Annotated in this window: 19 protein-coding genes; 11 read left to right on the top strand and 8 right to left on the bottom strand. The window is 71.0% G+C overall.

Going from position 1 to position 19,014, the window contains the following annotated elements; all coding sequences use genetic code 11:
• Positions 1-75: 75 nt before the first annotated feature.
• Complete coding sequence (locus tag OG933_RS39955) at positions 76-1,128, top strand: hypothetical protein (protein ID WP_405631964.1); 1,053 nt, start codon at positions 76-78, stop codon at positions 1,126-1,128.
• Positions 1,129-1,152: 24 nt separating this feature from the next.
• On the opposite strand, the gene OG933_RS39950 is transcribed toward OG933_RS39955, so the two are convergent.
• Positions 1,153-1,578 (bottom strand): DUF6328 family protein, encoded by a 426-nt coding sequence (locus tag OG933_RS39950; RefSeq protein ID WP_405633659.1) that lies wholly within the window; start codon positions 1,576-1,578, stop codon positions 1,153-1,155.
• Between the two features lie 165 nt (positions 1,579-1,743).
• A complete protein-coding gene (locus tag OG933_RS39945; protein ID WP_362530988.1) occupies positions 1,744-2,727 on the bottom strand; it encodes an aldo/keto reductase in 984 nt (327 codons plus the stop codon).
• Between the two features lie 136 nt (positions 2,728-2,863).
• On the opposite strand from OG933_RS39945, the gene OG933_RS39940 reads away from it, so the two are divergent.
• Positions 2,864-4,588, top strand: a complete 1,725-nt coding sequence (locus OG933_RS39940) for a cholesterol oxidase substrate-binding domain-containing protein (protein ID WP_362530984.1) — start codon at positions 2,864-2,866, stop codon at positions 4,586-4,588.
• Between the two features lie 25 nt (positions 4,589-4,613).
• On the opposite strand, the gene OG933_RS39935 is transcribed toward OG933_RS39940, so the two are convergent.
• The 3 genes from OG933_RS39935 to OG933_RS39925 form a co-directional block, all read right to left on the bottom strand.
• Positions 4,614-5,219 (bottom strand): TetR family transcriptional regulator, encoded by a 606-nt coding sequence (locus OG933_RS39935; protein WP_405631960.1) that lies wholly within the window; start codon positions 5,217-5,219, stop codon positions 4,614-4,616.
• Positions 5,216-6,700, bottom strand: coding sequence for an MFS transporter (locus OG933_RS39930; protein WP_362530979.1), 1,485 nt, complete (start codon positions 6,698-6,700; stop codon positions 5,216-5,218). Before OG933_RS39930 ends, OG933_RS39935 begins: the two co-directional genes overlap by 4 nt.
• Before the next feature lie 110 nt (positions 6,701-6,810).
• Entirely contained in the window at positions 6,811-8,028 is a 1,218-nt protein-coding gene (locus tag OG933_RS39925; protein ID WP_362530976.1) for an FAD-dependent monooxygenase, read from the bottom strand.
• Between the two features lie 350 nt (positions 8,029-8,378).
• Here OG933_RS39925 and OG933_RS39920 point away from each other — a divergent pair, with 350 nt between their 5' ends.
• From OG933_RS39920 to OG933_RS39910, 3 genes are all read left to right on the top strand, one after another.
• Positions 8,379-8,747, top strand: a complete 369-nt coding sequence (locus tag OG933_RS39920; RefSeq protein WP_020126208.1) for an apotyrosinase chaperone MelC1 — start codon at positions 8,379-8,381, stop codon at positions 8,745-8,747.
• Positions 8,748-8,791: 44 nt separating this feature from the next.
• Complete coding sequence (locus tag OG933_RS39915; protein ID WP_362272817.1) at positions 8,792-9,616, top strand: tyrosinase MelC2; 825 nt, start codon at positions 8,792-8,794, stop codon at positions 9,614-9,616.
• A 93-nt stretch (positions 9,617-9,709) separates the two neighbouring features.
• A complete protein-coding gene (locus OG933_RS39910) occupies positions 9,710-10,162 on the top strand; it encodes an SRPBCC family protein (protein ID WP_020126206.1) in 453 nt (150 codons plus the stop codon).
• 12 nt (positions 10,163-10,174) lie between these two features.
• Here OG933_RS39910 and OG933_RS39905 read toward each other — a convergent pair whose 3' ends face one another.
• The gene (locus OG933_RS39905) at positions 10,175-10,891 is read right to left on the bottom strand and encodes a ribonuclease H (protein ID WP_362530969.1); all 717 of its coding nucleotides are present in this window, start codon (positions 10,889-10,891) and stop codon (positions 10,175-10,177) included.
• A gap of 31 nt (positions 10,892-10,922) precedes the next feature.
• Entirely contained in the window at positions 10,923-11,723 is an 801-nt protein-coding gene (locus OG933_RS39900) for a VOC family protein (protein ID WP_362530966.1), read from the bottom strand.
• A gap of 315 nt (positions 11,724-12,038) precedes the next feature.
• Here OG933_RS39900 and OG933_RS39895 point away from each other — a divergent pair, with 315 nt between their 5' ends.
• From OG933_RS39895 to OG933_RS39880, 4 genes are read left to right on the top strand one after another with little or no spacing between them, the layout of a single operon-like run.
• Positions 12,039-13,481, top strand: a complete 1,443-nt coding sequence (locus OG933_RS39895) for a family 2B encapsulin nanocompartment shell protein (protein ID WP_405631955.1) — start codon at positions 12,039-12,041, stop codon at positions 13,479-13,481.
• A gap of 16 nt (positions 13,482-13,497) precedes the next feature.
• Entirely contained in the window at positions 13,498-14,550 is a 1,053-nt protein-coding gene (locus tag OG933_RS39890; RefSeq protein WP_362530959.1) for a family 2 encapsulin nanocompartment cargo protein terpene cyclase, read from the top strand.
• A gap of 51 nt (positions 14,551-14,601) precedes the next feature.
• Complete coding sequence (locus OG933_RS39885) at positions 14,602-15,480, top strand: geranyl diphosphate 2-C-methyltransferase (RefSeq protein ID WP_362530956.1); 879 nt, start codon at positions 14,602-14,604, stop codon at positions 15,478-15,480.
• 44 nt (positions 15,481-15,524) lie between these two features.
• Positions 15,525-16,457, top strand: coding sequence for an aminoglycoside phosphotransferase family protein (locus OG933_RS39880; protein ID WP_405631953.1), 933 nt, complete (start codon positions 15,525-15,527; stop codon positions 16,455-16,457).
• Here OG933_RS39880 and OG933_RS39875 read toward each other — a convergent pair.
• Positions 16,442-16,924, bottom strand: a complete 483-nt coding sequence (locus OG933_RS39875) for a VOC family protein (RefSeq protein ID WP_362530951.1) — start codon at positions 16,922-16,924, stop codon at positions 16,442-16,444. The two genes, OG933_RS39880 and OG933_RS39875, sit on opposite strands and share 16 nt — an antisense overlap.
• Positions 16,925-17,046: 122 nt before the next feature.
• Between OG933_RS39875 and OG933_RS39870 the strand changes: the two genes are divergently transcribed.
• Entirely contained in the window at positions 17,047-18,249 is a 1,203-nt protein-coding gene (locus OG933_RS39870) for an epoxide hydrolase family protein (RefSeq protein ID WP_405631950.1), read from the top strand.
• Between the two features lie 126 nt (positions 18,250-18,375).
• Positions 18,376-19,014 (top strand): ATP-dependent Clp protease proteolytic subunit, encoded by a 639-nt coding sequence (locus OG933_RS39865; RefSeq protein WP_054240879.1) that lies wholly within the window; start codon positions 18,376-18,378, stop codon positions 19,012-19,014.

Here is a 19,014-nt window from a genome sequence, read left to right as displayed (position 1 = left end):
GGTGCATATAGGCTGCCGGTCTGCACTTTCGCAGTGCCGATCCTACGTCCAGCAGCCCGCAGAGGAGAGTCATCCGTGACCCTGGCGATCGACCTGCCCGAGACGTCCCCCGAGACGTCCCCCGCGCCCCTGTCCGACCTCGTGGCGCGGGACGCCCGTGAGTTCGGCGTCTACGCGCGGACCGGCGGGTGGGCCTTCGGCCTGATGGTGGCGCGCAGCGTCCGGCCGGGCGGGCAGAGCGCGGACGAGACGCCGAAGGTGTCGGCGAAGGAGTTCGCCGAACTGGCCGGCTGCTCCCCCGAGCGCGTCATGCGGTACTACAAGGCCTGGGACCGGGCCGCGGACGACGGTCTCGTCCCGCACTTCGAGGAGCTCGCGCCGGGCCAGGAGGTCGAGCTGCCGGACGCCGAGGTGTGGCTGACCTACTACGTCTCCCGGTCCAGCGCCGGCTCGGAGCGCGGCACCGCCATCGCGGAGGCCGCCGAGGCCGAGGGCATCCGTCCGACGAAGGCGCTGGAGGTCGCGGAGAACCCCACCGCGCTGCGCGCCGCGATCCTCGCCGACCCGTCGACCGCCCGCGCGGCCCGCGCCGCCCTCCTGGACCGCCTCAAGGAGGACCCCGATCTCCAGATCGAGCTGGCCCGGGACGTCGTGCGCACCGACGACCTCAAGAAGGCCGTGGCCACCGAGAGCCGCTCGGCCGACCGCATCGGGTACGTGCGTCAGATCGCCGAGTCCGGCCAGATCAAGACGCCCGCCGGACAGACCCTCGACGCGCCGGCCGAGCTGCGCCAGGAGGCCGAACGCCACCTCTCGCTGCTCGACGAGCTCAACGACGACGAGGACGCGGGCGAGTGGGCGAGCGATGCCTACGACACGATGAAGAACCTGGTCGTGGAGACCGTCGAGGCCGACCCCGAGCTGCGCGTCCAGGAGCGGCGCACGAAGTTCTACAGCAGCCTCCAGCGGGCGACGAAGGTGTTCGAGGAACTCACCTTCGACGACGTCGACGCGCAGGAGTTCTACGAGGACGACATGGTCCAGCAACTGGAGGAGCTCCAGCAGGCGATCGGCAGCTGCATCACCGCGCTGCGCGGTGCCCGGGGCACCGCGCCCGAAGCCGGTTAGTCCGGCGTCGGCGCACGTCAGGCGTCAGCCCGTCGTGTAGCGGCGGCGCGTCCACAGCGGCAGCACGAACCAGCACAGCGCGTACCACGTGAACACACCCGCGACGAGGTAGGGCACGAACTTGTCGTGGGTGGCCACGCGCAGGATCAGCAGCAGCGAGGCGGTCATGGTGGCGAGCAGCAGGAGCAGACCGACGAAGGTCAGCCGGGACGCCCACTGCACCGCCTGCGGTTTCACGCGGCGCCCGGAGACCAGGCGGTGCAGGGAGACGGGACCTATGAGGGCGCCCGTCGCGCAGGCGCCCAGGACCACGGTCACGATGTAGATGACCTGGTCGACGTGTTGCAGGTCCGCGTAGCGCGGGGTGAACACGACGGTCAGCAGGAAGCCGAAGAGGATCTGCACGCCCGTCTGGGCGACCCTGATCTCCTGGATCAGCTCCCCCCACATACGGTCGGCTCTCTCCTCCTCGGTCTCGTCCCGCCCCGTGCGCTGCTCGGCCTTCGCCGCCGTGTCCGTCACGTGTACTGTCCTCCCGTTCGAGTGGTCGGTCCCCTCTCTCCCGGCGAGTACCCCGTGAACGGCGGTTCTCTCCGTCCGCCGCCCCGCTTCCGGCTACCAGCGTCCCTCGACCTGCTCCTTCACGCGCCGCTCGTAGAGGTCGCGGACCGCCGCGAGGGTCTCCCCGGTCAGCTCCGGGAGCTTGGCGGCGGCCGCGTTGGCGCGGGCCTGTTCGGGTGAGCGGGCGCCCGGGATGACGGTGGTCACGCCGGGCTGCTGGATGATCCAGCGCAGCGCCAGCTGGGCCGGCGTGTACCCCTCGGGCGCGAGGGCGGCGAACTCGACGGCGGCCTCGACGCCGGTGGCGTAGTCGACGCCGGAGAACGTCTCGCCCTGGTCGAAGGACTCGCCGTGCCGGTTGTAGGCGCGGTGGTCGTTCTCCGGGAAGACGGTGTCCTTGGTGTACTTGCCGGAGAGCAGGCCGGAGGCGAGCGGGACGCGGGCGATGATGCCGACGCCGGCCTCACGGGCCGCCGGGAGCACCTCGTACAGGGGCTTCAGCCGGAACGGGTTGAGGATGATCTGCACGCTCGCCACCCCCGGCCGGGCGATCGCGGTGAGGGCCTCGGCGCAGGTCTCCACGCTGACCCCGTAGTGCGCGATGCGCTCCTCCTCGACGAGGGTGTCGAGGGCGTCGAAGACCTCGTCGCTGGAGTAGACGGGGGTGGGCGGGCAGTGCAGCTGCACCAGGTCGATGCGGTCGACGCCGAGGTTGCGGCGGGAGCGGTCGTTCCAGGCGCGGAAGTTGTCCAGGACGTAGTTCTCGGGGATCTGGTCGACGCGGCGGCCCATCTTGGTGGCGACCAGCACGTGCAGGTCGGGCCGACCGCTCAGGAACGTGGCGATGGTCTGCTCGCTGCGTCCGTCGCCGTAGACGTCGGCGGTGTCGAAGAAGGTCACCCCCGACTCGGCCGCCGCCTCCAGAACGGTCAGCGCCTCCTTGTCGTCGACGTCTCCCCAGTCGGCGCCCAGTTGCCAGGTGCCGAGACCGACGACGGATGCGTGCTGACCAGACCTACCGAATTCGCGCTCGTCCATGGCGTCAGTCTGTCATCCGCCGTGACGTGGTGCGGAACGGGCCGCTCCGGCCTGCCACCGGGAAATCTTTCACCCTCACGAGTGACGCTGTTCGAGACGGCGGCCGTATGTGCGGACGGGCCCCTACGGTGAGCGCGTGACTGATCGTTCAGTGAGCAACCATCAGCCGGGAGACTCCTCCTGGACCCGTCGTGGCCTCCTGGGCACCGCGGCCGCCGCCCTGCTCGGCGCGCCTGTCCTGGTGGCCGCCGATCCGGCCGTCGCGGCGCAGGAGCTGCCGGACTTCCCCCCGGACGTGCCCCTCTCCCGCACGGCGTACCGCAACTGGGACGGCGAGATCACCGTGACCGGCCTGTGGGCCTGCGCTCCCGAGGACCCCGCCAGGGCGGTGAAGGTCGTCAACTGGGCCTGGCGGCACGGCTGGACGGTCCGGCCCCGGGGCGCCTCGCACGGCTGGTCGCCCCTGACCGTCCCTGAGGGACTGGCCGCGGACGCGCCGGTCCTGCTCGTCGACACCGCGGCGCATCTGACCGGCCTGGCCCTGGAGTCGGCCGACGAGGTGCGGGCCGGGACGGGGGTCACACTGGAGGCCCTGCTCACCTACCTCGAAGGGCACGGTCTCGGAGTCACCGCGGCGCCGGCCCCCGGCGACCTCACCCTGGGCGGCGCCCTCGCCGTCGACGCGCACGGCACCGCCGTACCGGCACGGGGCGAGCAGCGGCTGCCCGGACAGACGTACGGCTCGCTCAGCAACCGCGTGCTCTCCCTGACGGCCGTGGTGTGGGACGCGGACAGCGGGGCCTACGCCCTGCGGACGTACCGCCGTGACGAGGCGGACTGCGCGGCGCTGCTGACGCATCTCGGGCGGTCGCTGGTCACCGAGGTGGTGCTGCGGGTGGGGGCGAACAGCAACCTGCGGTGCGTGAGCCGTACGGACATCCCGGCGAAGGAGCTGTTCGCGGCGCCCGGCGCGCAGGGGCGGAGTCTGGCGGCCTTCCTGGAGGCCGAGGGACGGGTCGAGGCGATCTGGTTCGCGTTCACCGAGTTCCCCTGGCTCAAGGTGTGGTCCGTCGAACCGGCCAGGCCGCTCACCTCACGGCGCGTGACGTCGCCGTACCCCTATCCCTTCTCCGACAACGTGCCGAAGCCGGTGGCGGACCTGGCCGGGCGGATGGTCGCGGACGCGGCCTGGTATCTGGCGCCGGTGCTCGGCAACGCCCAGCTCGACGTGGCCGCGCTCGGACTCGTGGCGACCCTGTCGGCGGACATCTGGGGACCGTCGAAGAACACCCTGCTGTACATCAGGCCGACCACCCTGCGGGTGCACGCCAACGGGTACGCGGTCCTGACCGGCCGGGACCAGGTCCAGCGTGTCGTCTGCGAGTTCACCTCCTTCTACCGGGAGCGGCTGACCGCGTACGCCGCCCTGGGCCGCTTCCCCGTCAACGGGTCGGTGGAGATCCGGGTGACCGGTCTCGACGATCCGGCCGAGGCCGGGCTCACCGGTGCCCGGGCGCCGGCGCTCTCCGCACTGCGGCCCGACCCGGACCACCCCGAGTGGGACACGGCCGTGTGGCTGGACGTGCTGACACTGCCGGGCACGCCGTACGCCGACGCGTTCTACCGTGAGCTGGAGCGCTTCCTCCTCTCGACGTACGACGGCACACACGCCCGCACCCGGGTGGAGTGGTCGAAGGGCTGGGCGTACACGGACGAGGCCGCGTGGAGCGACGGGGAGGTGCTCGGGACGGCGGTGCCCGAGTCCTTCGGCGGCGCGTGGGACGAGGCGGCCGCCGTGCTGGAACGGCTCGATCCGCACCGGGTGTTCCGCGCGCCCCTGCACGGGCGGCTGTTCCCCTAGGGGGATCGGGGACGACCGGCGACGGTCAGCGACTGTCCAGATGGGCCTGCACCGTCGGCCCGTACCGCTCGACGATGTCCTCGACCGGCGTCGCCCTGAGCTCGCTCCCGCGGGCGATGCCGAACATCACGCCCAGGCCGAGCACGGTGGCCACGGCGAGTTCGGCGCGGATCCCCGGGTCGGGTCCGGTGAGGCGGGCGGCCAGGCGTTCGGTGACCTGGGTGCGGAAGTTGGCGCGCAGGATGTCGCCGTGGTCGCCGTGCAGGGGCGCGAACGCGATGCGCAGCACGGGGTCGGCGCCGCGCTCGCGCTGGCTCGCCACCACATGCCGGACCATGTGCGCGCCCAGCTCCCCCAGCGGGGCGTCGAGCAGGGCGTCGGCGTCCTCCTCGAAGGACATCACCCGGGCGAACAGGGCCTCCTTGTTGCCGAAGTACTTCAGGACCAGCGGCGCGCTCACCCCGGCGCGTTCCGCGACGGCCTTGAGGGTGATGTCGGCGTGCGCCTGTCGGGCGAGGAAGTACCGGGCGGCGCGCAGGATCGCCGCCTTGGTCGCCTCGGCGTCGCGCCGGGCGGGGACCGGCGGCCGGGTCGCGGCCGAGGCGTCGGATGGAGTGCTCACGGCACTCATGCTCCCTCCAACGCCCCGTCGCCGACGGAGCGGGTACGGCCGCGGACCCGCCGGGTGTCCTTCGGTCCGACGTCGCCGGGGATGGTGAGCGCCACCGCGCACGCGGCCAGGGCCACCGCGCCCGCGACGCCGAACGCCAGCAGATAGCCGTGCAGGGTCGGCACCGGTACTCCGCCGACCAGGCCGGTGTGGTGGACGAGAACGGCGGCGACGGCGGCGCTGGAGGTGGCCTGGCCGATGGTGCGCATCAGCACGTTGAAGCCGTTCGCCGAGGCGGTCTGTCCGGGCGGGACGGCACGCAGGATCAGCGAGGGCAGCGCCGAGTACGCGAGGGTGGTGCCGGTCGCCACGACCGTGGCTCCCACCATGATCATCCACAGGTCGCGGCTGTCGGCGATGCGCAGGGCGTACCCGGAGGCGATGACGGCGGCGCCGACGGCGAGGGTGATCCGCGGCCCGCGTCTTTCGGAGATACGGGCGGAGAGCGGCGAGAACAGCAGCATGGTGATGCCGCCGGGCAGCAGGCACAGGCCCGTCTGGACGATGGACAGCCCGAGCCCGTACCCGCTGGCCTCGGGCGCCTGCACCAACTGGGCGGTCACCAGGGAGTTGGCGTAGAAGGCGAAGCCGGTCAGGAGCGCCGCCAGATGGGACAGGCCCACCCTCGGCCGGGACACCAACCGCAGGTCCACCAGGGGCTGTTCGGCACGCAGTTGGTGCCACCACCACAGGCCGAGGACGATCACGGAGGCGAGGAACAGACCCACGACCCGGGCACTCCCCCAGCCCCACTGGCCGCCCTGGGACACGGCGAGGAGCAGGCTGATCAGCCCGGCCGCCAGCCCGAGCGCCCCCGTCACGTCGAACCGGCCGGGCTCGCGCACCGGCGACTCCGGCACCGCCCAGCGGATCAGCGCGACCCCGGTCGCGCCCAGCGCGGCGGTCACCCAGAACATCACGTGCCAGTTGGCGTACTGCACGACCACGGCCGCCGCCGGCAGTCCGAGCGCGGCGCCGATACCCACGGTGGAGCTCATCAGCGCCACGGCGGATCCCCGGCGTTCCGGCGGCAGTTCGTCGCGCAGGATGCTGATGGACAGCGGGACGACGGAGGACGCGGCGCCCTGGAGGGTCCGGGCCGCGATCAGCACGCCGATGTCGGAGGTCAGGGCGCAGATCACCGAGCCGGCGGCCATCAGGGCGAACGAGAGAAGCAGCACCCGCCGCTTGCCGTACATGTCACCGGCGCGGCCGAGGACGGGGGTGAGGACCGCGCCGGACAGCAGTGAGGCGGTCACCATCCAGGAGACCGCGCCCGCCGAGGCGCCGGTCAGCCGGGGCAGGTCGGGCAGCAGGGGAACGACGACGGTCTGCATGACCGCCATGAGAATGCCGCAGTACGCCAGGACCCAGATGGTGAACCGGGCCCGCGGACCGGCTGTTCCCTTTGCCCGGGCGGGTATCGGAGCGGGCGACGCCATGGACACTCCAGCGGCCTGAAGGAAAACGAAAAAGGGTGAATGGCAATTCACCGTATCAGTGAATTGCCATTCACCCCATGCCCGTCCGTGTCGCCGTGACGGTCTCCCTGCTACTTTCGCGAGGTCAGCGCCCTGGCGTGCGCGCCGCGCGCCAGCTTCGGCCCCAGCCAGCGCTTGAACCGGCGCAGGGCGCCCAGCTGTCCGGCGGCCCGGTCGAGCCGGTAGTACAGCTGGGGCGGGACGTAGGGCAGCAGGGGTGAGTGACGCTGGCCGAGCAGGGCGAACATCTGCTCCGGGGGGAGGTGGATGTAGCGGGTGAGGTTCTCGTACCACTGGGCGCTGTAGCGGGCGGCGCTCTGCAGCGACAGCAGGGCGGACTTGCGTTCCTGTTCGTAGCGGGCGAGGGCCGTCGGCAGGTCGGCGCTCTCCCGCAGGGCGTCGGCGAGGGCGATGGCATCCTCCAGGGCGAGGGTGGTGCCGGCGCCGATCGAGTAGTGCGTGGTGTGGGCGGCGTCGCCGAGGAGGACGAGGTTGCCGCGGTACCAGCTGCGGTTGGTGAGGGTGCGGAAGGTCAGCCACTGGGTGCTGCCGTCGGCGGCGGCGCGGCCGATCAGGGGCCGGCCGTCGAGGATGTGCGCGAAGAGCTTCTCGAGCCGGGCCAGTCCGTCGCCCTCGCTCGCCCGGTCGAGGCCGAGTCCGGCCAGGGTCTCGGGGGCGCACTCGATGACGCAGGTGCTCTGCTCGGAGCTGAAGGGGTAGCCGTAGCACCAGATCCAGCCGTGCTCGGTCTCCACGAAGGCGAAGGTGAAGGAGTCGAACACCTTGGTGGTGCCGAGCCAGATGTAGGAGTTGCGCCCCGGGGTGAGTTCGGCGCCGAAGTCGTCGGCGTGGTGCGTGCGCAGGGCACTGTGGACGCCGTCCCCGGCCACGACGAGATCGGCGTCCGGCAGGTTCTCGGCGGTGATCCCGCTCTCGTACTCCAGCCGCACGCCGAGGGCGCGGGCGCGGGCGGCGAGGATCTCCAGCAGCTTGTGCCGGCCGATGCCGTGCCCCTCGTCGCCCGGCTGACGGGTCGCCAGGTCCCGCACGTGGGCGACGCCCTCGTGCCAGCGGACGGACTCCGCCTCGATCGCGCTCGCCGACTCGGGGTCGCAGACGCGGAGCCGGTCGAGGAGTCCCTGCCAGTACGTGACACCCCAGCCGTAGGTCGAGCCCTCCGGGTTGCGCTCGTGGACGGTGACGTCGTGGGACGGATCCTGGCGCTTGAGCAGGATCGAGAGATACAGGCCGGCGGGCCCGCCGCCGACACAGGCGACCTTCACGCACACTCCCAGGAGTTACCAGACGTGGTTGATTGACGACGCAGGGTAGCAGGGCTCGATGCCCTCGCCGGGACGCCCCACCTGCCCGATCACGCCACTTTCCCCACGTGGGCCACACCACCGCGGAGAGGCCGGCGCGCGAAAGATCACCGGAACCGGTGCGTTCACGGAAAGGAATTGCCCCTTCCGCCCGGCCTGATCCCCCGCTCGCAACAAGATCATCTTCGTTCAAGATTGCACGACATGTAATTGATTGTCCTGATCACAGCCAACCCCTCTCGGGCGATTTCTCCCTTTCTCCCCCAGGTCGATAGGCATACGGGGTCGTCAACCGAACGCATCCCAGGAGGTCCCGCATGCCGGAACTCAGCCGTCGTCGCGCACTCACCGCGGCGGCCGCCGTCACCGGTGCCGCGCTGGTCGCCGTCCCCGCCGCCCGGGCGGACGACCATCACCACGACTCGCACGGCTCCCCCGATTCCTTCGACGAGGTCTACAAGGGCCGCCGAATACAGGGCCGGCCCACCGAGGGCGGCGGCCATCACCACGGCGGCGGCTACGGCGTGTACGTCGACGGGGTCGAGCTGCACGTGATGCGCAACGCCGACGGCACCTGGATCAGCGTGGTCAGTCACTACGACCCGGTGCCCACCCCGCGGGCCGCCGCCCGAGCCGCGGTCGACGAGCTCCAGGGCGCGCGGCTCGTCCCGTTCCCCGCCGGCTGACCGGCCGACCGCCCCCCCTTCCGCGCACACTTGGAGCACCGCACATGACCGTCCGCAAGAACCAGGCGTCCCTGACCTCCGACGAGAAGCGGCGCTTCGTCGCCGCCGTCCTCCAGCTCAAGCGCAGCGGCCGCTACGACGCCTTCGTCACCACCCACAACGGGTTCATCCTCGGTGACACCGACAACGGCGAGCGCACCGGCCACCGTTCCCCCTCCTTCCTGCCGTGGCACCGCAGATTCCTGCTGGAGTTCGAGCGGGCGCTCCAGTCGGTGGACGCCTCGGTGGCGCTGCCGTACTGGGACTGGTCCACCGACCGTTCCCCGCGTTCCTCGCTCTGGGCGCCGGACTTCCTCGGCGGCAGTGGGCGCAGCAGGGACGGCCAGGTGATGGACGGCCCGTTCGCCGCCTCGGCCGGCAACTGGGCCGTCAACGTCCGGGTGGACGGCCGCGGCTACCTCCGGCGCGCGCTCGGGACGGGCGTGCGTGAGCTGCCGACCCGGGCCGAGGTCGAGTCGGTGCTGTCGATGGCGACCTACGACATGGCCCCCTGGAACAGCGGCTCCGACGGCTTCCGCAACCATCTGGAGGGCTGGCGCGGGGTCAATCTGCACAACCGGGTCCATGTGTGGGTCGGCGGGCAGATGGCGACCGGGGTCTCCCCCAACGACCCGGTGTTCTGGCTGCACCACGCCTACATCGACAAGCTGTGGGCCCAGTGGCAGCGCCGGCACCCCGGGTCCACCTACCTCCCGGGCGGCGGTACGCCGGACGTCGTCGACCTCCACGAGACGATGAAACCGTGGAACGACACCACCCCGGCGGACCTCCTCGACCACACCGCCCACTACACCTTCGACACCGACTGATCGTCGCCCACCGGTTTGCCCGGCCGGCCACGGGTACCCGCGACGGACACACAGCGACGAGACGAACCACCAAGGACGAAGGAGGAGACGATCGTGTCGCAGGTCGAGGAATCCATCGAGGTCGGCGTGCCCGTGCACACGGCGTACGACCAGTGGACGCAGTTCGAGACGTTCCCGGCGTTCATGAGCGGGGTGGACCGCATCGAGCAGCGCACGGACACGCTCACCCACTGGGTGACCAGTGTGAACGGCGTGCGCCGGGAGTTCGACGCGGAGATCACCGAACAGATCCCGGACGAACGGGTCGCCTGGACCACGGTCTCCGGCGAGGCCCGGCAGGCCGGTGTGGTGACCTTCCACCGGCTCGACGACAGCCACACCAAGGTGATGCTCCAGATGGAGTTCCAGCCGGAGGGCGTCACCGAGACCGTCGGCGACAAGCTGGGCTTCGTGAAGCGGCAGACCAAGGGAGACCTGGAGCGCTTCAAGGAGTTCATCGAGGAGCGCGGTCTGGAGACCGGAGGCTGGCGCGGCGTCGTGCTGTGACCCGCGCGCCGCTCAGCCCGCGTCGGCGTCCGCCGTACGGCACTCCGGGTGCCCCCAGCCCTGCGCGTTCTTGGCGATCTGCTCGCCGGCCGCGTACGGGCGGCCGCACACACAGCGGCCGGGGAACTTGGCCTTGAGCGTGCGGGACGCCGAACCACCGCTCCGCCGGGGGGACTTGCCCCCGGCGGAGCGGCCGGTTTTCGCGGTCTTCCCCTTCGGGGTGTCCGGCGAGGCGGGCGGCTCCGGGGAGCCCTGCTCGCTGCCCGCCGGCTGCTGGACGACGGCCGCCTGGCTGGCGGCGCGGTCGGCGAAGTCGTTGAGCGGGTCGCCGTCGACCTGGTGGGCGGGCACATAGCGGAAGTCGACCGAGCGGCCGTCGAGCAGTTCGTCGATGCGGACGACGAGCTCCTGGTTGGCCACCGGCTTCCCGGCGGACGTCTTCCAGCCGTTGCGCTTCCAGCCCGGCAGCCAGGTGGTGACGGCCTTCATGGCGTACTGCGAGTCCATCCGGACCTCGAGCGGCACCGCCGGGTCGGTCGAGGCCAGCAGGCGTTCCAGCGCGGTGAGTTCGGCGATGTTGTTGGTCGCCCTGCCGAGCGGTCCCGCCTCCCAGCGGGCCGGTGTCTCCGCGTCGTCCGCGATCACCCACGCCCAGGCCGCCGGTCCCGGATTTCCCTTCGAAGCCCCGTCGCACGCGGCCACCACTCGTTCACGCATGCGCCCGATCATGCCACGGCCTCGCCGGCGCCCCGCCGGGTGGCTAGGACACCTCCGTGGTCTGCGGCATGTCGCCCGCGGTGGTGGTGACGTCGATCACGGAGAAACTCGCGCCCTGCGGATCGCTGATCGCCGCGAACCGTCCGAACGGGGTGTCCATCGGGCCGAAGCGCAGGACGCCACCGAGCTTGGTGGCCCTGGCCACGGCGTCGTCGCAGTTGTCGACCGTGAAGTACACGTTGACATACGACGGCACCTCGGGCGGGAACTCGTCCGTCATCTTCATGCGGCCGAGGACCATGTCGCCGTCGACCTCGAACAGCCGGAAGTCGACCGCGTCGTCCTGCATCTGCTTCGCCGTGTACGGGAACACGGCCGGGAGGAACGCGTCCGTCTTCTCGGGTTCGCGGGTGAAGACCTCGGCCCAGCAGTACGCGCCGGGCTGCTCGGGCGGCGCCTCGAAGCCCTCGTGGACGCCCGCCTGCCAGACGCCGAACACGGCGCCGCCGGGCTCGCGGCCCAGGCACATCGTGCCGAAGTCACCGACCTGCATCGGCTCCATCAGCACCTCGCCGCCGTTCTCACGGATCTTGCCGGCGGTCACCGCGGCGTCCGGGGAGGCGAAGTACAGGCACCACTGCGACTGGCCCTCCTGGCCGGGCATCGGCGGGACGACGGCGGCGACCGCCTTGCCGTTCACGTAGGCCTGTGTGTAGTTGCCGTACTCCGACGACGCATCGCCGAAGGTCCAGCCGAGGACCTCGCCGTAGAAGGTCTTGGCGCCCTCCACGTCACTGAACATCGCGTCGGCCCAACAAGGGATTCCCTCTGGACGTACGACCATGACCGCAGCCTTCCGGTGAGACGGGTTGTCCGGTTCCTCACGCTAGCCATCCGGCCGTCCCCTCGCGCGCCGAACACACGGGTAACCCAAAGTGACCCCTGAGCGCTCCGGCGCGCGGGAGCACACGGAGGAAGCAGTGGCACACACCAGGCGCCTTCCACCCCATCAGGCCGGTTTGCACCCTTGGGACCATGAAACCGCCCCCTTCACGCCGTACCCGTCCGTCACTCAGGGTGTTTGGCTGGTGCGAGCGGATCTTCCGAACCGAGCTTCTCGGACGGTCCGCCCGTCTCCGCGCACCTTCCTGGAGGGAATGTGTCCACACCGGACAGCGCCACCGGTCCAGCCCTGGACGAACCCGCCCCCGAACCCACCACCGACGCGCAGCTCACCAGTCTCAGCACCCAGGCGGCCCGCCAGCTCGCCACCACGCACAAGTCCGAACCGCAGATGCAGGCCATCAGCTCGCGCTGGCTGCTGCGGATGCTGCCCTGGGTGGACGTCAAGGGCGGCACCTACCGAGTCAACCGGCGTCTCCAGCTGCGTGTCGGCCGGGGCCGGGTGCAGTTCGAGCAGAACGGCGGGAACGACGTACGGGTCATCCCGCAGACCCTCACCGAGTTGCCCGTGCTGCGCGGCTACTCCGACAACGGAACCCTGGCGGAGCTCTCCTCCCACTTCCAGACGCGGGAGGTCCGGGCCGGTCAGGTCGTCTTCGAGGCCGGCCAGCCGGTCACCGAGACCTACCTCGTGGTGCACGGCAGGTTCACCCGCTTCACCGCCGGCAAGTACGGCGAGGAGGAGATCGTCGGGGTCGTCTCCGGAGGCGACCAGCTCGGCGACGAGGCCCTCGGGCAGGACGACCCGCTGTGGCTGAGCTCGGTACGCGCCGAGACCTCGGGCGTGCTGCTGGCACTGCCCTGGGGCGTACTGAGGGAGTTCGTCGGGCGGGTGCCGTCCCTCGCCGCCCATCTGGAGTCCTACGCCGCCCGGCAGCAACTGCCGATGAACCGCAAGGGCGAGGCCGAAGTACCGGTGCAGGCCGGCCACACCGGGGAGCCGACGCTGTCGGCGGGCTTCGTCGACTACGAACTCTCGCCCCGTGAGTACGAGTTGTCGCTGACCCAGACCGTGCTGAAGGTCCACACCCGGGTCGCCGACCTCTACAACAACCCGATGAACCAGACCGAGCAGCAACTGCGGCTGACCGTGGAGGAGATCCGCGAGCGGCAGGAGTGGGAGATGGTCAACAACCGGGAGTTCGGGCTCCTGCACAACATCGACCACGGCCAGCGCGTCAGCACGTTCACCGGGCCGCCGACCCCGGACGACATGGACGACCTGTTGTCGATGCGGCGCAAGACCAAGCTCTTCCTCGCCCATCCGAAGGCGATCGCGGCCTTCTTCCGGCAGTGCAACCGGCGCGGTCTGGTGCCCGGCACGGCCACCGTCGAGGGGCACGAGATCCCGGCCTGGCGCGGGGTGCCGATCTTCCCCTGCAACAAGATCCCGATCAGCCCGCAGCACACCAGCAGCATCATCGCGCTGCGCACCGGCGAGGCCGACCAGGGGGTCGTCGGCCTGTACCAGACGGGCATCCCGGAGGAGTTCCAACCCGGCCTGAACGTACGGTTCATGGGGATCGACGCCAACTCGATCATCCGCTACCTGGTGACCGCCTACTACTCGATGGCCGTCCTGGTGCCGGACGCCGCCGGGGTCCTGGAGAACGTCCAGGTCGGCCGGACGGCCGAGTGACGGCGGGGAGTTCGCGATGAGCACGCCCACGAGCACCGGGAGTGCGCTGCCCGGCCCGCCGAACCTCGCCCGCAGCATGCGGGCCCGGCGCGGCGGGGCGGTCCCCGGTCTGCGCTACCGGGAGGTGGAGCCCGCCGACCCGGAGAAGGCCGCGGAGATCGACCGCAGACTGGAGGAGTGGGCCCGGGGCCTGGACCTGTTCCCGGTGGCCTGGAACGGGGACTTCGCGGGCTTCCAGTTCGGCCGCGCCGTGGTGCTCCAGCATCCGCGCGCGCTCGACCTGGAGCGCCTGACCGTGGCCGGCAAGCTGCTGCTGGCCGAGAACATCGTCGACAACTGCTACTGCGAGGAGGACGAGGACAAGGGCGGCTCGCGCAGCGGACTGGGCGGCCGGCTGATCATCGCCCAGTCGGCGCTCGACCCCTACCACGGCCCGCCCGACCTCCAGGAGGAGTGGGCACGCGGGGTGCAGGCCGACGGTCCGCTGCGTTCGTACCACTGGGCGCTGAAGGACTACGCGGCCCTGGCCACCCCCAGCCAGACCGACCGGTTCGTGCACGACATCGCCCGGCTGCACCTGGGCTACCTCGGCGAGGCGGCCTGGGGGGAGACGCGGTACGTGCCGCGGATCTGGGAGTACCTGGCGATGCGGCAGTTCAACAACTTCCGGCCGTGTCTGTCGATCGTGGACGCGGTCGACGGCTACGAACTGCCCGAGCAGTTGTACGCCCGCCCGGAGATCCAGCGGGTCACCGCGCTGGCCTGCAACGCCACCACGATCGTCAACGACCTGTACTCCTTCACCAAGGAGCTGGCGTCCGACCCCACCCACCTCAACCTGCCGCAGGTCGTGGCCGCCAACGACCGGCGCGGGCTGAAGGCCGCCTATCTGCGGTCGGTCGAGATCCACAACCAGCTCATGGAGGCGTTCGAGGAGGAGTCGGCGGTGCTCGCCGCCACCTCGCCGCTCGTCGAGCGCTATCTCCAGGGGCTGTCCGACTGGGTGGCCGGCAACCACGAGTGGCACGCCACCAACACCCACCGCTACCACCTGCCCGACTACTGGTGACCGCAGCTTTTTCTGACACATCGTCACGCACAGCACCATGAGGAGCCACTGTTGACCACAGCCCACGACGCCGGCACCAAGACCGTCCCGGTGCCCACCCAGTCCACGTACCAGAACCGCGTCGCGGACTACTGGAACGCCGAGGAGAACCCGGTCAACCTCGAACTCGGCAGAATCGACGATCTCTACCACCATCACTACGGCGTCGGCGAGGCGGACTGGGCCGTGCTCGACGAACCCGACGCGGAACTGCGCCGGGAACGCATCACCGCCGAACTGCACCGGCTGGAGCACGCCCAGGCCGAACTGCTGGCCGCACGCCTCGGCCGGCTCACCCCCGCCGACCGCGTCTTCGACGCCGGCTGCGGACGCGGCGGCGGCAGTGTCACGGCCAATCTGCGCTACGGCTGCCACGCGGACGGCGTCACCATCTCCGCCAAGCAGGCCGAGTTCGCCAACGAGCAGGCGCGCAAGCGGGGCATCGACGACCAGGTGCGCTACCACCACCGCAACATGCTCGACACCCGTCTGGAGACCGGCGCCTACGCGGCCTCGTGGAACAACGAGTCGACGATGTACGTCGAGCTGGACCTGCTGTTCGCCGAGCACGCCCGGCTGCTGCGCCGCGGCGGACGCTACGTCACCATCACGGGCTGCTACAACGACGCCTACGGCCAGGCCTCGCGCGAGGTGTCGCTCATCAACGCCCACTACATCTGCGACATCCATCCGCGCTCGGCGTACTTCCGGGCGCTGGCCCGCAACCGACTGGTGCCGGTCCACGTGGAGGACCTCACCGAGGCGGCCATCCCCTACTGGGAGCTGCGCAGTCAGGCCGACCACCTGGTCACCGGCATCGAGGAGACGTTCCTGAACGCCTACCGCAACGGCAGCTTCCAGTACCTGCTGATCGCGGCCGACCGGGTCTGAATTCCGTTGGACAGCGCCGAGGTCGGTCCTCTCCAATAGGTCGCATGTGCGCGGTGAAGATGCATGCGGACGAGGTCGACCTCGACGCCCCGCTGGTGAGGCGGCTCGTCGCCGGCCAGTTCCCGCGGTGGGCCGGGCTGCCCGTGCGGCGGCTGGACTCCTCCGGGACCGAGAACGCGATGTTCCGGCTGGGTGCCGACAAGGTGGTGCGGCTGCCCCGGCATCCCGGCGCCGTCGAGAGCGTGGCGCACGAACAGCGCTGGCTGGCCCGGCTGGGGCCGAGGCTGCCCGTGGCCGCGCCCGTGCCGCTGGAACTGGGCGCGCCCGGTGAGGGGTTCGCCTGGCCCTGGTCGGTCTACCACTGGCTGGACGGCGCCAATCCGGTCGCCGGCGCCGTCGAGGAGCCCCGGGCGCTGGCGGCGGACCTGGCGGCGTTCGTCACCGCCCTGCGCGGGATCGAGACGCGGGGCGGGCCGCCGAACCCACGGGGTGTCCCGCTCGCCGAACGGGACACCCCCACGCGCGACGCCCTCGCCCGGCTGGCGGGGCGGATCGACACCACCGCGGTCACCGCCCTGTGGGAGGAGGCGCTGCGGGCCCCGGGGCACACGCAACCGCCCGCCTGGGCCCACGGAGACCTGATGCCCGGGAACGTGCTGGTCCGGGACGGGCGGCTGACGGCGGTGATCGACTTCGGCTGCGTCGGGGTGGGTGACCCGGCCGTGGACCTGATCGTCGCCTGGAACCTGCTGCCCGCCTCGGCCCGCGGAGCCTTCCGGGAGGCGGTGGGCGCGGACGACGCCGAGTGGGCCCGCGGCCGGGGCTGGGCACTGTCGATCTCGCTGATCCAGCTGCCGTACTACTGGGAGACCAATCCGCCGCTGGCGGAGAACTCCCGGCATGTGATCAGGGAGATCCTGGCCGAGGCCCGGACCGCCGACGCGCCCTCGCCGACCGGTCCCTACTCGCCGTCGTAGGCCTTCCTCAGAGCGGCGATGTCGAGCTTGCCCATGGCGTACATGGCCTTGGTGGTGCGGGTGGCCTTCTCGGGGTCGGGGTCGCTGATCATCTCGATCAGTCCGTCGGGGATGACCTGCCAGGACAGGCCGTACTTGTCCTTGAGCCAGCCGCACGGGCCGGGCTCGCCGCCGTTCTCGGTGAGCCTGGTCCAGTAGTGGTCGACCTCCGCCTGGTCCGCGCAGTGGATCTGGAAGGAGACCGCCTCGCTGAACGTGAACTGCGGGCCGCCGTTGATGCCGACGAACTTCTGCCCGTTGGCCGTGAACTCCACGGCCAGCACGGATCCGGCCGGGCCGGGACCGGCCTCGTTGTAGCGGCCGATGTCGCCGATGGTGGAGTTCTTGAAGACGGAGACGTAGTAGTGGGCGGCTTCCTCGGCCTGGCCGTCGAACCAGAGACACGTGGTGAATCCGTCGGTGGTCATGAGTACCTCCTGGGCGTGGAACGCGGTCATCAGTGTCGACTGCCGCTCGCCCCGGAAGTCATCGCTCGGGCCGTTTGGTAATCCGGATGGCCGGTGCGGCCGGCGCCACTAGCATCCGGCCCATGACCTCATCCAGCGCCGACAGCGGCCTGCGGCCGTTCCGTCTCGACATCCCGCAGAGCGACCTCGACGACCTGCACGACCGGCTGGACCGGACCCGCTGGCCGCAGGGGCTGCCCGCGACGGGCTGGTCGTACGGGGTACCGACCGGCTATCTGCGGGAGCTGGCCCGGTACTGGCGGCAGGAGTACGACTGGCGGGCGGCCGAGGCGCTGCTCAACGAGTGGCCGCAGTTCACGACCGTCATCGACGGGACGAACGTCCACTTCGCGCATGTCCGCTCCCCCGAGCCGGACGCCACCCCGCTGATCCTGACCCATGGCTGGCCGGGCTCGATCGTCGAGTTCCTGGACGTGGTCGGCCCGTTGACGAACCCGGCGGCCCATGGCGGGGACCCGGCCGACGCCTTCCACGTCGTCGTGCCGAGCGTCCCCGGTTTCGGCCTGTCCGGGCCCGTCGCGGAGAGCGGCTGGGAGGCGGGGCGGGTCGCCGACGCATGGGCCGAGCTGATGGGGCGGCTCGGCTACGAGCGGTTCGGGGCACAGGGCGGCGAATGGGGCTCGGTGATCTCCCGCGAGCTGGGGCGCGCCCACCCCGACCGGCTGATCGGCGTCCATCTGAACCTGCTGCCGGGCGCGCAGGCCACCCGGGAGCCCACGCCCGAGGAGCTTCGGGCCATGAGCCCCGAGGAGCGGGAGCACACCCTGCGGTCATGGCAGCGATGGGTCGCGTTCGCGGCGGAGGAGACCGGCTACTACCTCCAGCAGGCCACCCGCCCGCAGACCCTGGCGTACGGGCTCACCGACTCGCCGGTCGGTCAACTCGCTTGGATCATCGAGAAGTTCCGGGAGTGGACGGACTGTGAGGAGCTGCCGGAGGAGGCCATCGACCGCGACCGGCTCCTCACCGACGTCATGCTCTACTGGCTGACCGGGACGGCCGGTTCGTCCGCCCGGATCTACTACGAGCGTCAGCACGCCACCGGCCGGGCAGCCGCGCCCCGGGAGCCGTCGACCGTACCGACGGCACTCGCCCTGTTCCCCGCCGAGCCGCAGATCCCCCTACGGCGGAAGGCCGAGCGCACCGAGAACCTGGTGCGCTGGACGGAGTTCGACCGGGGCGGCCACTTCGCTGCGCTGGAGGAACCCGACCTGCTGGTGGGCGACGTACGGGCGTTCTTCCGGCAGTTGCGCGAGAAGGGCTGAGCGCCCGAGCGGGGCGAGGGGTGCTCTGCCCGTGGCGAATCTGCCGCGGGCAGAGAAACCGCGTGCGGGCACCTCCGGCGGTCAACAGTGGAGTCGACGGCACTCACGCCACGACGAGGAGAACCGATGACTCCACTCACCACGCTCGCTCCCCGTGCCGAGGAGGGCGACACCGCGCACTCCCGCTTCGACGACCAGCTCGCCGCCCAACTGCTGAACCAGCGCATCGTGTTGCTCGGCACCCAGGTCGACGAGGTCTCCGCGAACCGGGTCTGCGCACAGCTGCTGATCCTGTCGGCGGAGGACCCGCGCACCGACATCGCCCTCTACATCAACAGCCCCGGCGGGTCGGTGCACGCGGGGCTCGCCATCTACGACACCATGCGGCTGATCCCCAACGACGTCTCGACGCTCGCGATGGGCTTCGCGGCCAGCATGGGCCAGTTCCTGCTCGGCGTCGGCGCGTCCGGCAAGCGGTACGCGCTGCCGAACGCCCGGGTCATGATGCACCAGCCGTCGGCCGGGATCGGCGGGACCACGGCGGACATCGAGATCCAGGCGGAGAACCTGGAGCACACCAAGCGCACCATCGAGCGGATCACCGCCGAGCACACCGGCCAGTCACCGGAGACCATCTCGCGCGACGGTGACCGCGACCGCTGGTTCACGGCCGAGGAGGCCAGGGAGTACGGCATCGTGGACCGGGTCGTGGAGTCCCTCGCGGACGTCCGCCCGGCCGCGCAGAAGCGACGGGTGGGGATGTGA

The organism is Streptomyces sp. NBC_00016, from assembly GCF_045040885.1.
Lineage (GTDB): Bacteria > Actinomycetota > Actinomycetes > Streptomycetales > Streptomycetaceae > Streptomyces > Streptomyces coriariae.
This window is presented reverse-complemented; position numbering and strand designations above follow the sequence as displayed.

What these genes read in the sequence shown, in the direction of transcription:
- OG933_RS39935 (WP_405631960.1), bottom strand. Translation starts at nt 5,219, where the DNA reads ATGAGTGCCGTGAGCACTCCATCCGACGCCTCGGCCGCGACCCGGCCG.
- OG933_RS39900 (WP_362530966.1), bottom strand. Translation starts at nt 11,723, where the DNA reads ATGGTCGTACGTCCAGAGGGAATCCCTTGTTGGGCCGACGCGATGTTC.
- OG933_RS39945 (WP_362530988.1), bottom strand. Translation starts at nt 2,727, where the DNA reads ATGGACGAGCGCGAATTCGGTAGGTCTGGTCAGCACGCATCCGTCGTC.
- OG933_RS39920 (WP_020126208.1), top strand. Translation starts at nt 8,379, where the DNA reads ATGCCGGAACTCAGCCGTCGTCGCGCACTCACCGCGGCGGCCGCCGTC.
- OG933_RS39915 (WP_362272817.1), top strand. Translation starts at nt 8,792, where the DNA reads ATGACCGTCCGCAAGAACCAGGCGTCCCTGACCTCCGACGAGAAGCGG.
- OG933_RS39865 (WP_054240879.1), top strand. Translation starts at nt 18,376, where the DNA reads ATGACTCCACTCACCACGCTCGCTCCCCGTGCCGAGGAGGGCGACACC.
- OG933_RS39890 (WP_362530959.1), top strand. Translation starts at nt 13,498, where the DNA reads ATGAGCACGCCCACGAGCACCGGGAGTGCGCTGCCCGGCCCGCCGAAC.
- OG933_RS39875 (WP_362530951.1), bottom strand. Translation starts at nt 16,924, where the DNA reads ATGACCACCGACGGATTCACCACGTGTCTCTGGTTCGACGGCCAGGCC.
- OG933_RS39880 (WP_405631953.1), top strand. Translation starts at nt 15,525, where the DNA reads ATGTGCGCGGTGAAGATGCATGCGGACGAGGTCGACCTCGACGCCCCG.
- OG933_RS39950 (WP_405633659.1), bottom strand. Translation starts at nt 1,578, where the DNA reads ATGTGGGGGGAGCTGATCCAGGAGATCAGGGTCGCCCAGACGGGCGTG.
- OG933_RS39930 (WP_362530979.1), bottom strand. Translation starts at nt 6,700, where the DNA reads ATGGCGTCGCCCGCTCCGATACCCGCCCGGGCAAAGGGAACAGCCGGT.
- OG933_RS39870 (WP_405631950.1), top strand. Translation starts at nt 17,047, where the DNA reads ATGACCTCATCCAGCGCCGACAGCGGCCTGCGGCCGTTCCGTCTCGAC.
- OG933_RS39905 (WP_362530969.1), bottom strand. Translation starts at nt 10,891, where the DNA reads ATGATCGGGCGCATGCGTGAACGAGTGGTGGCCGCGTGCGACGGGGCT.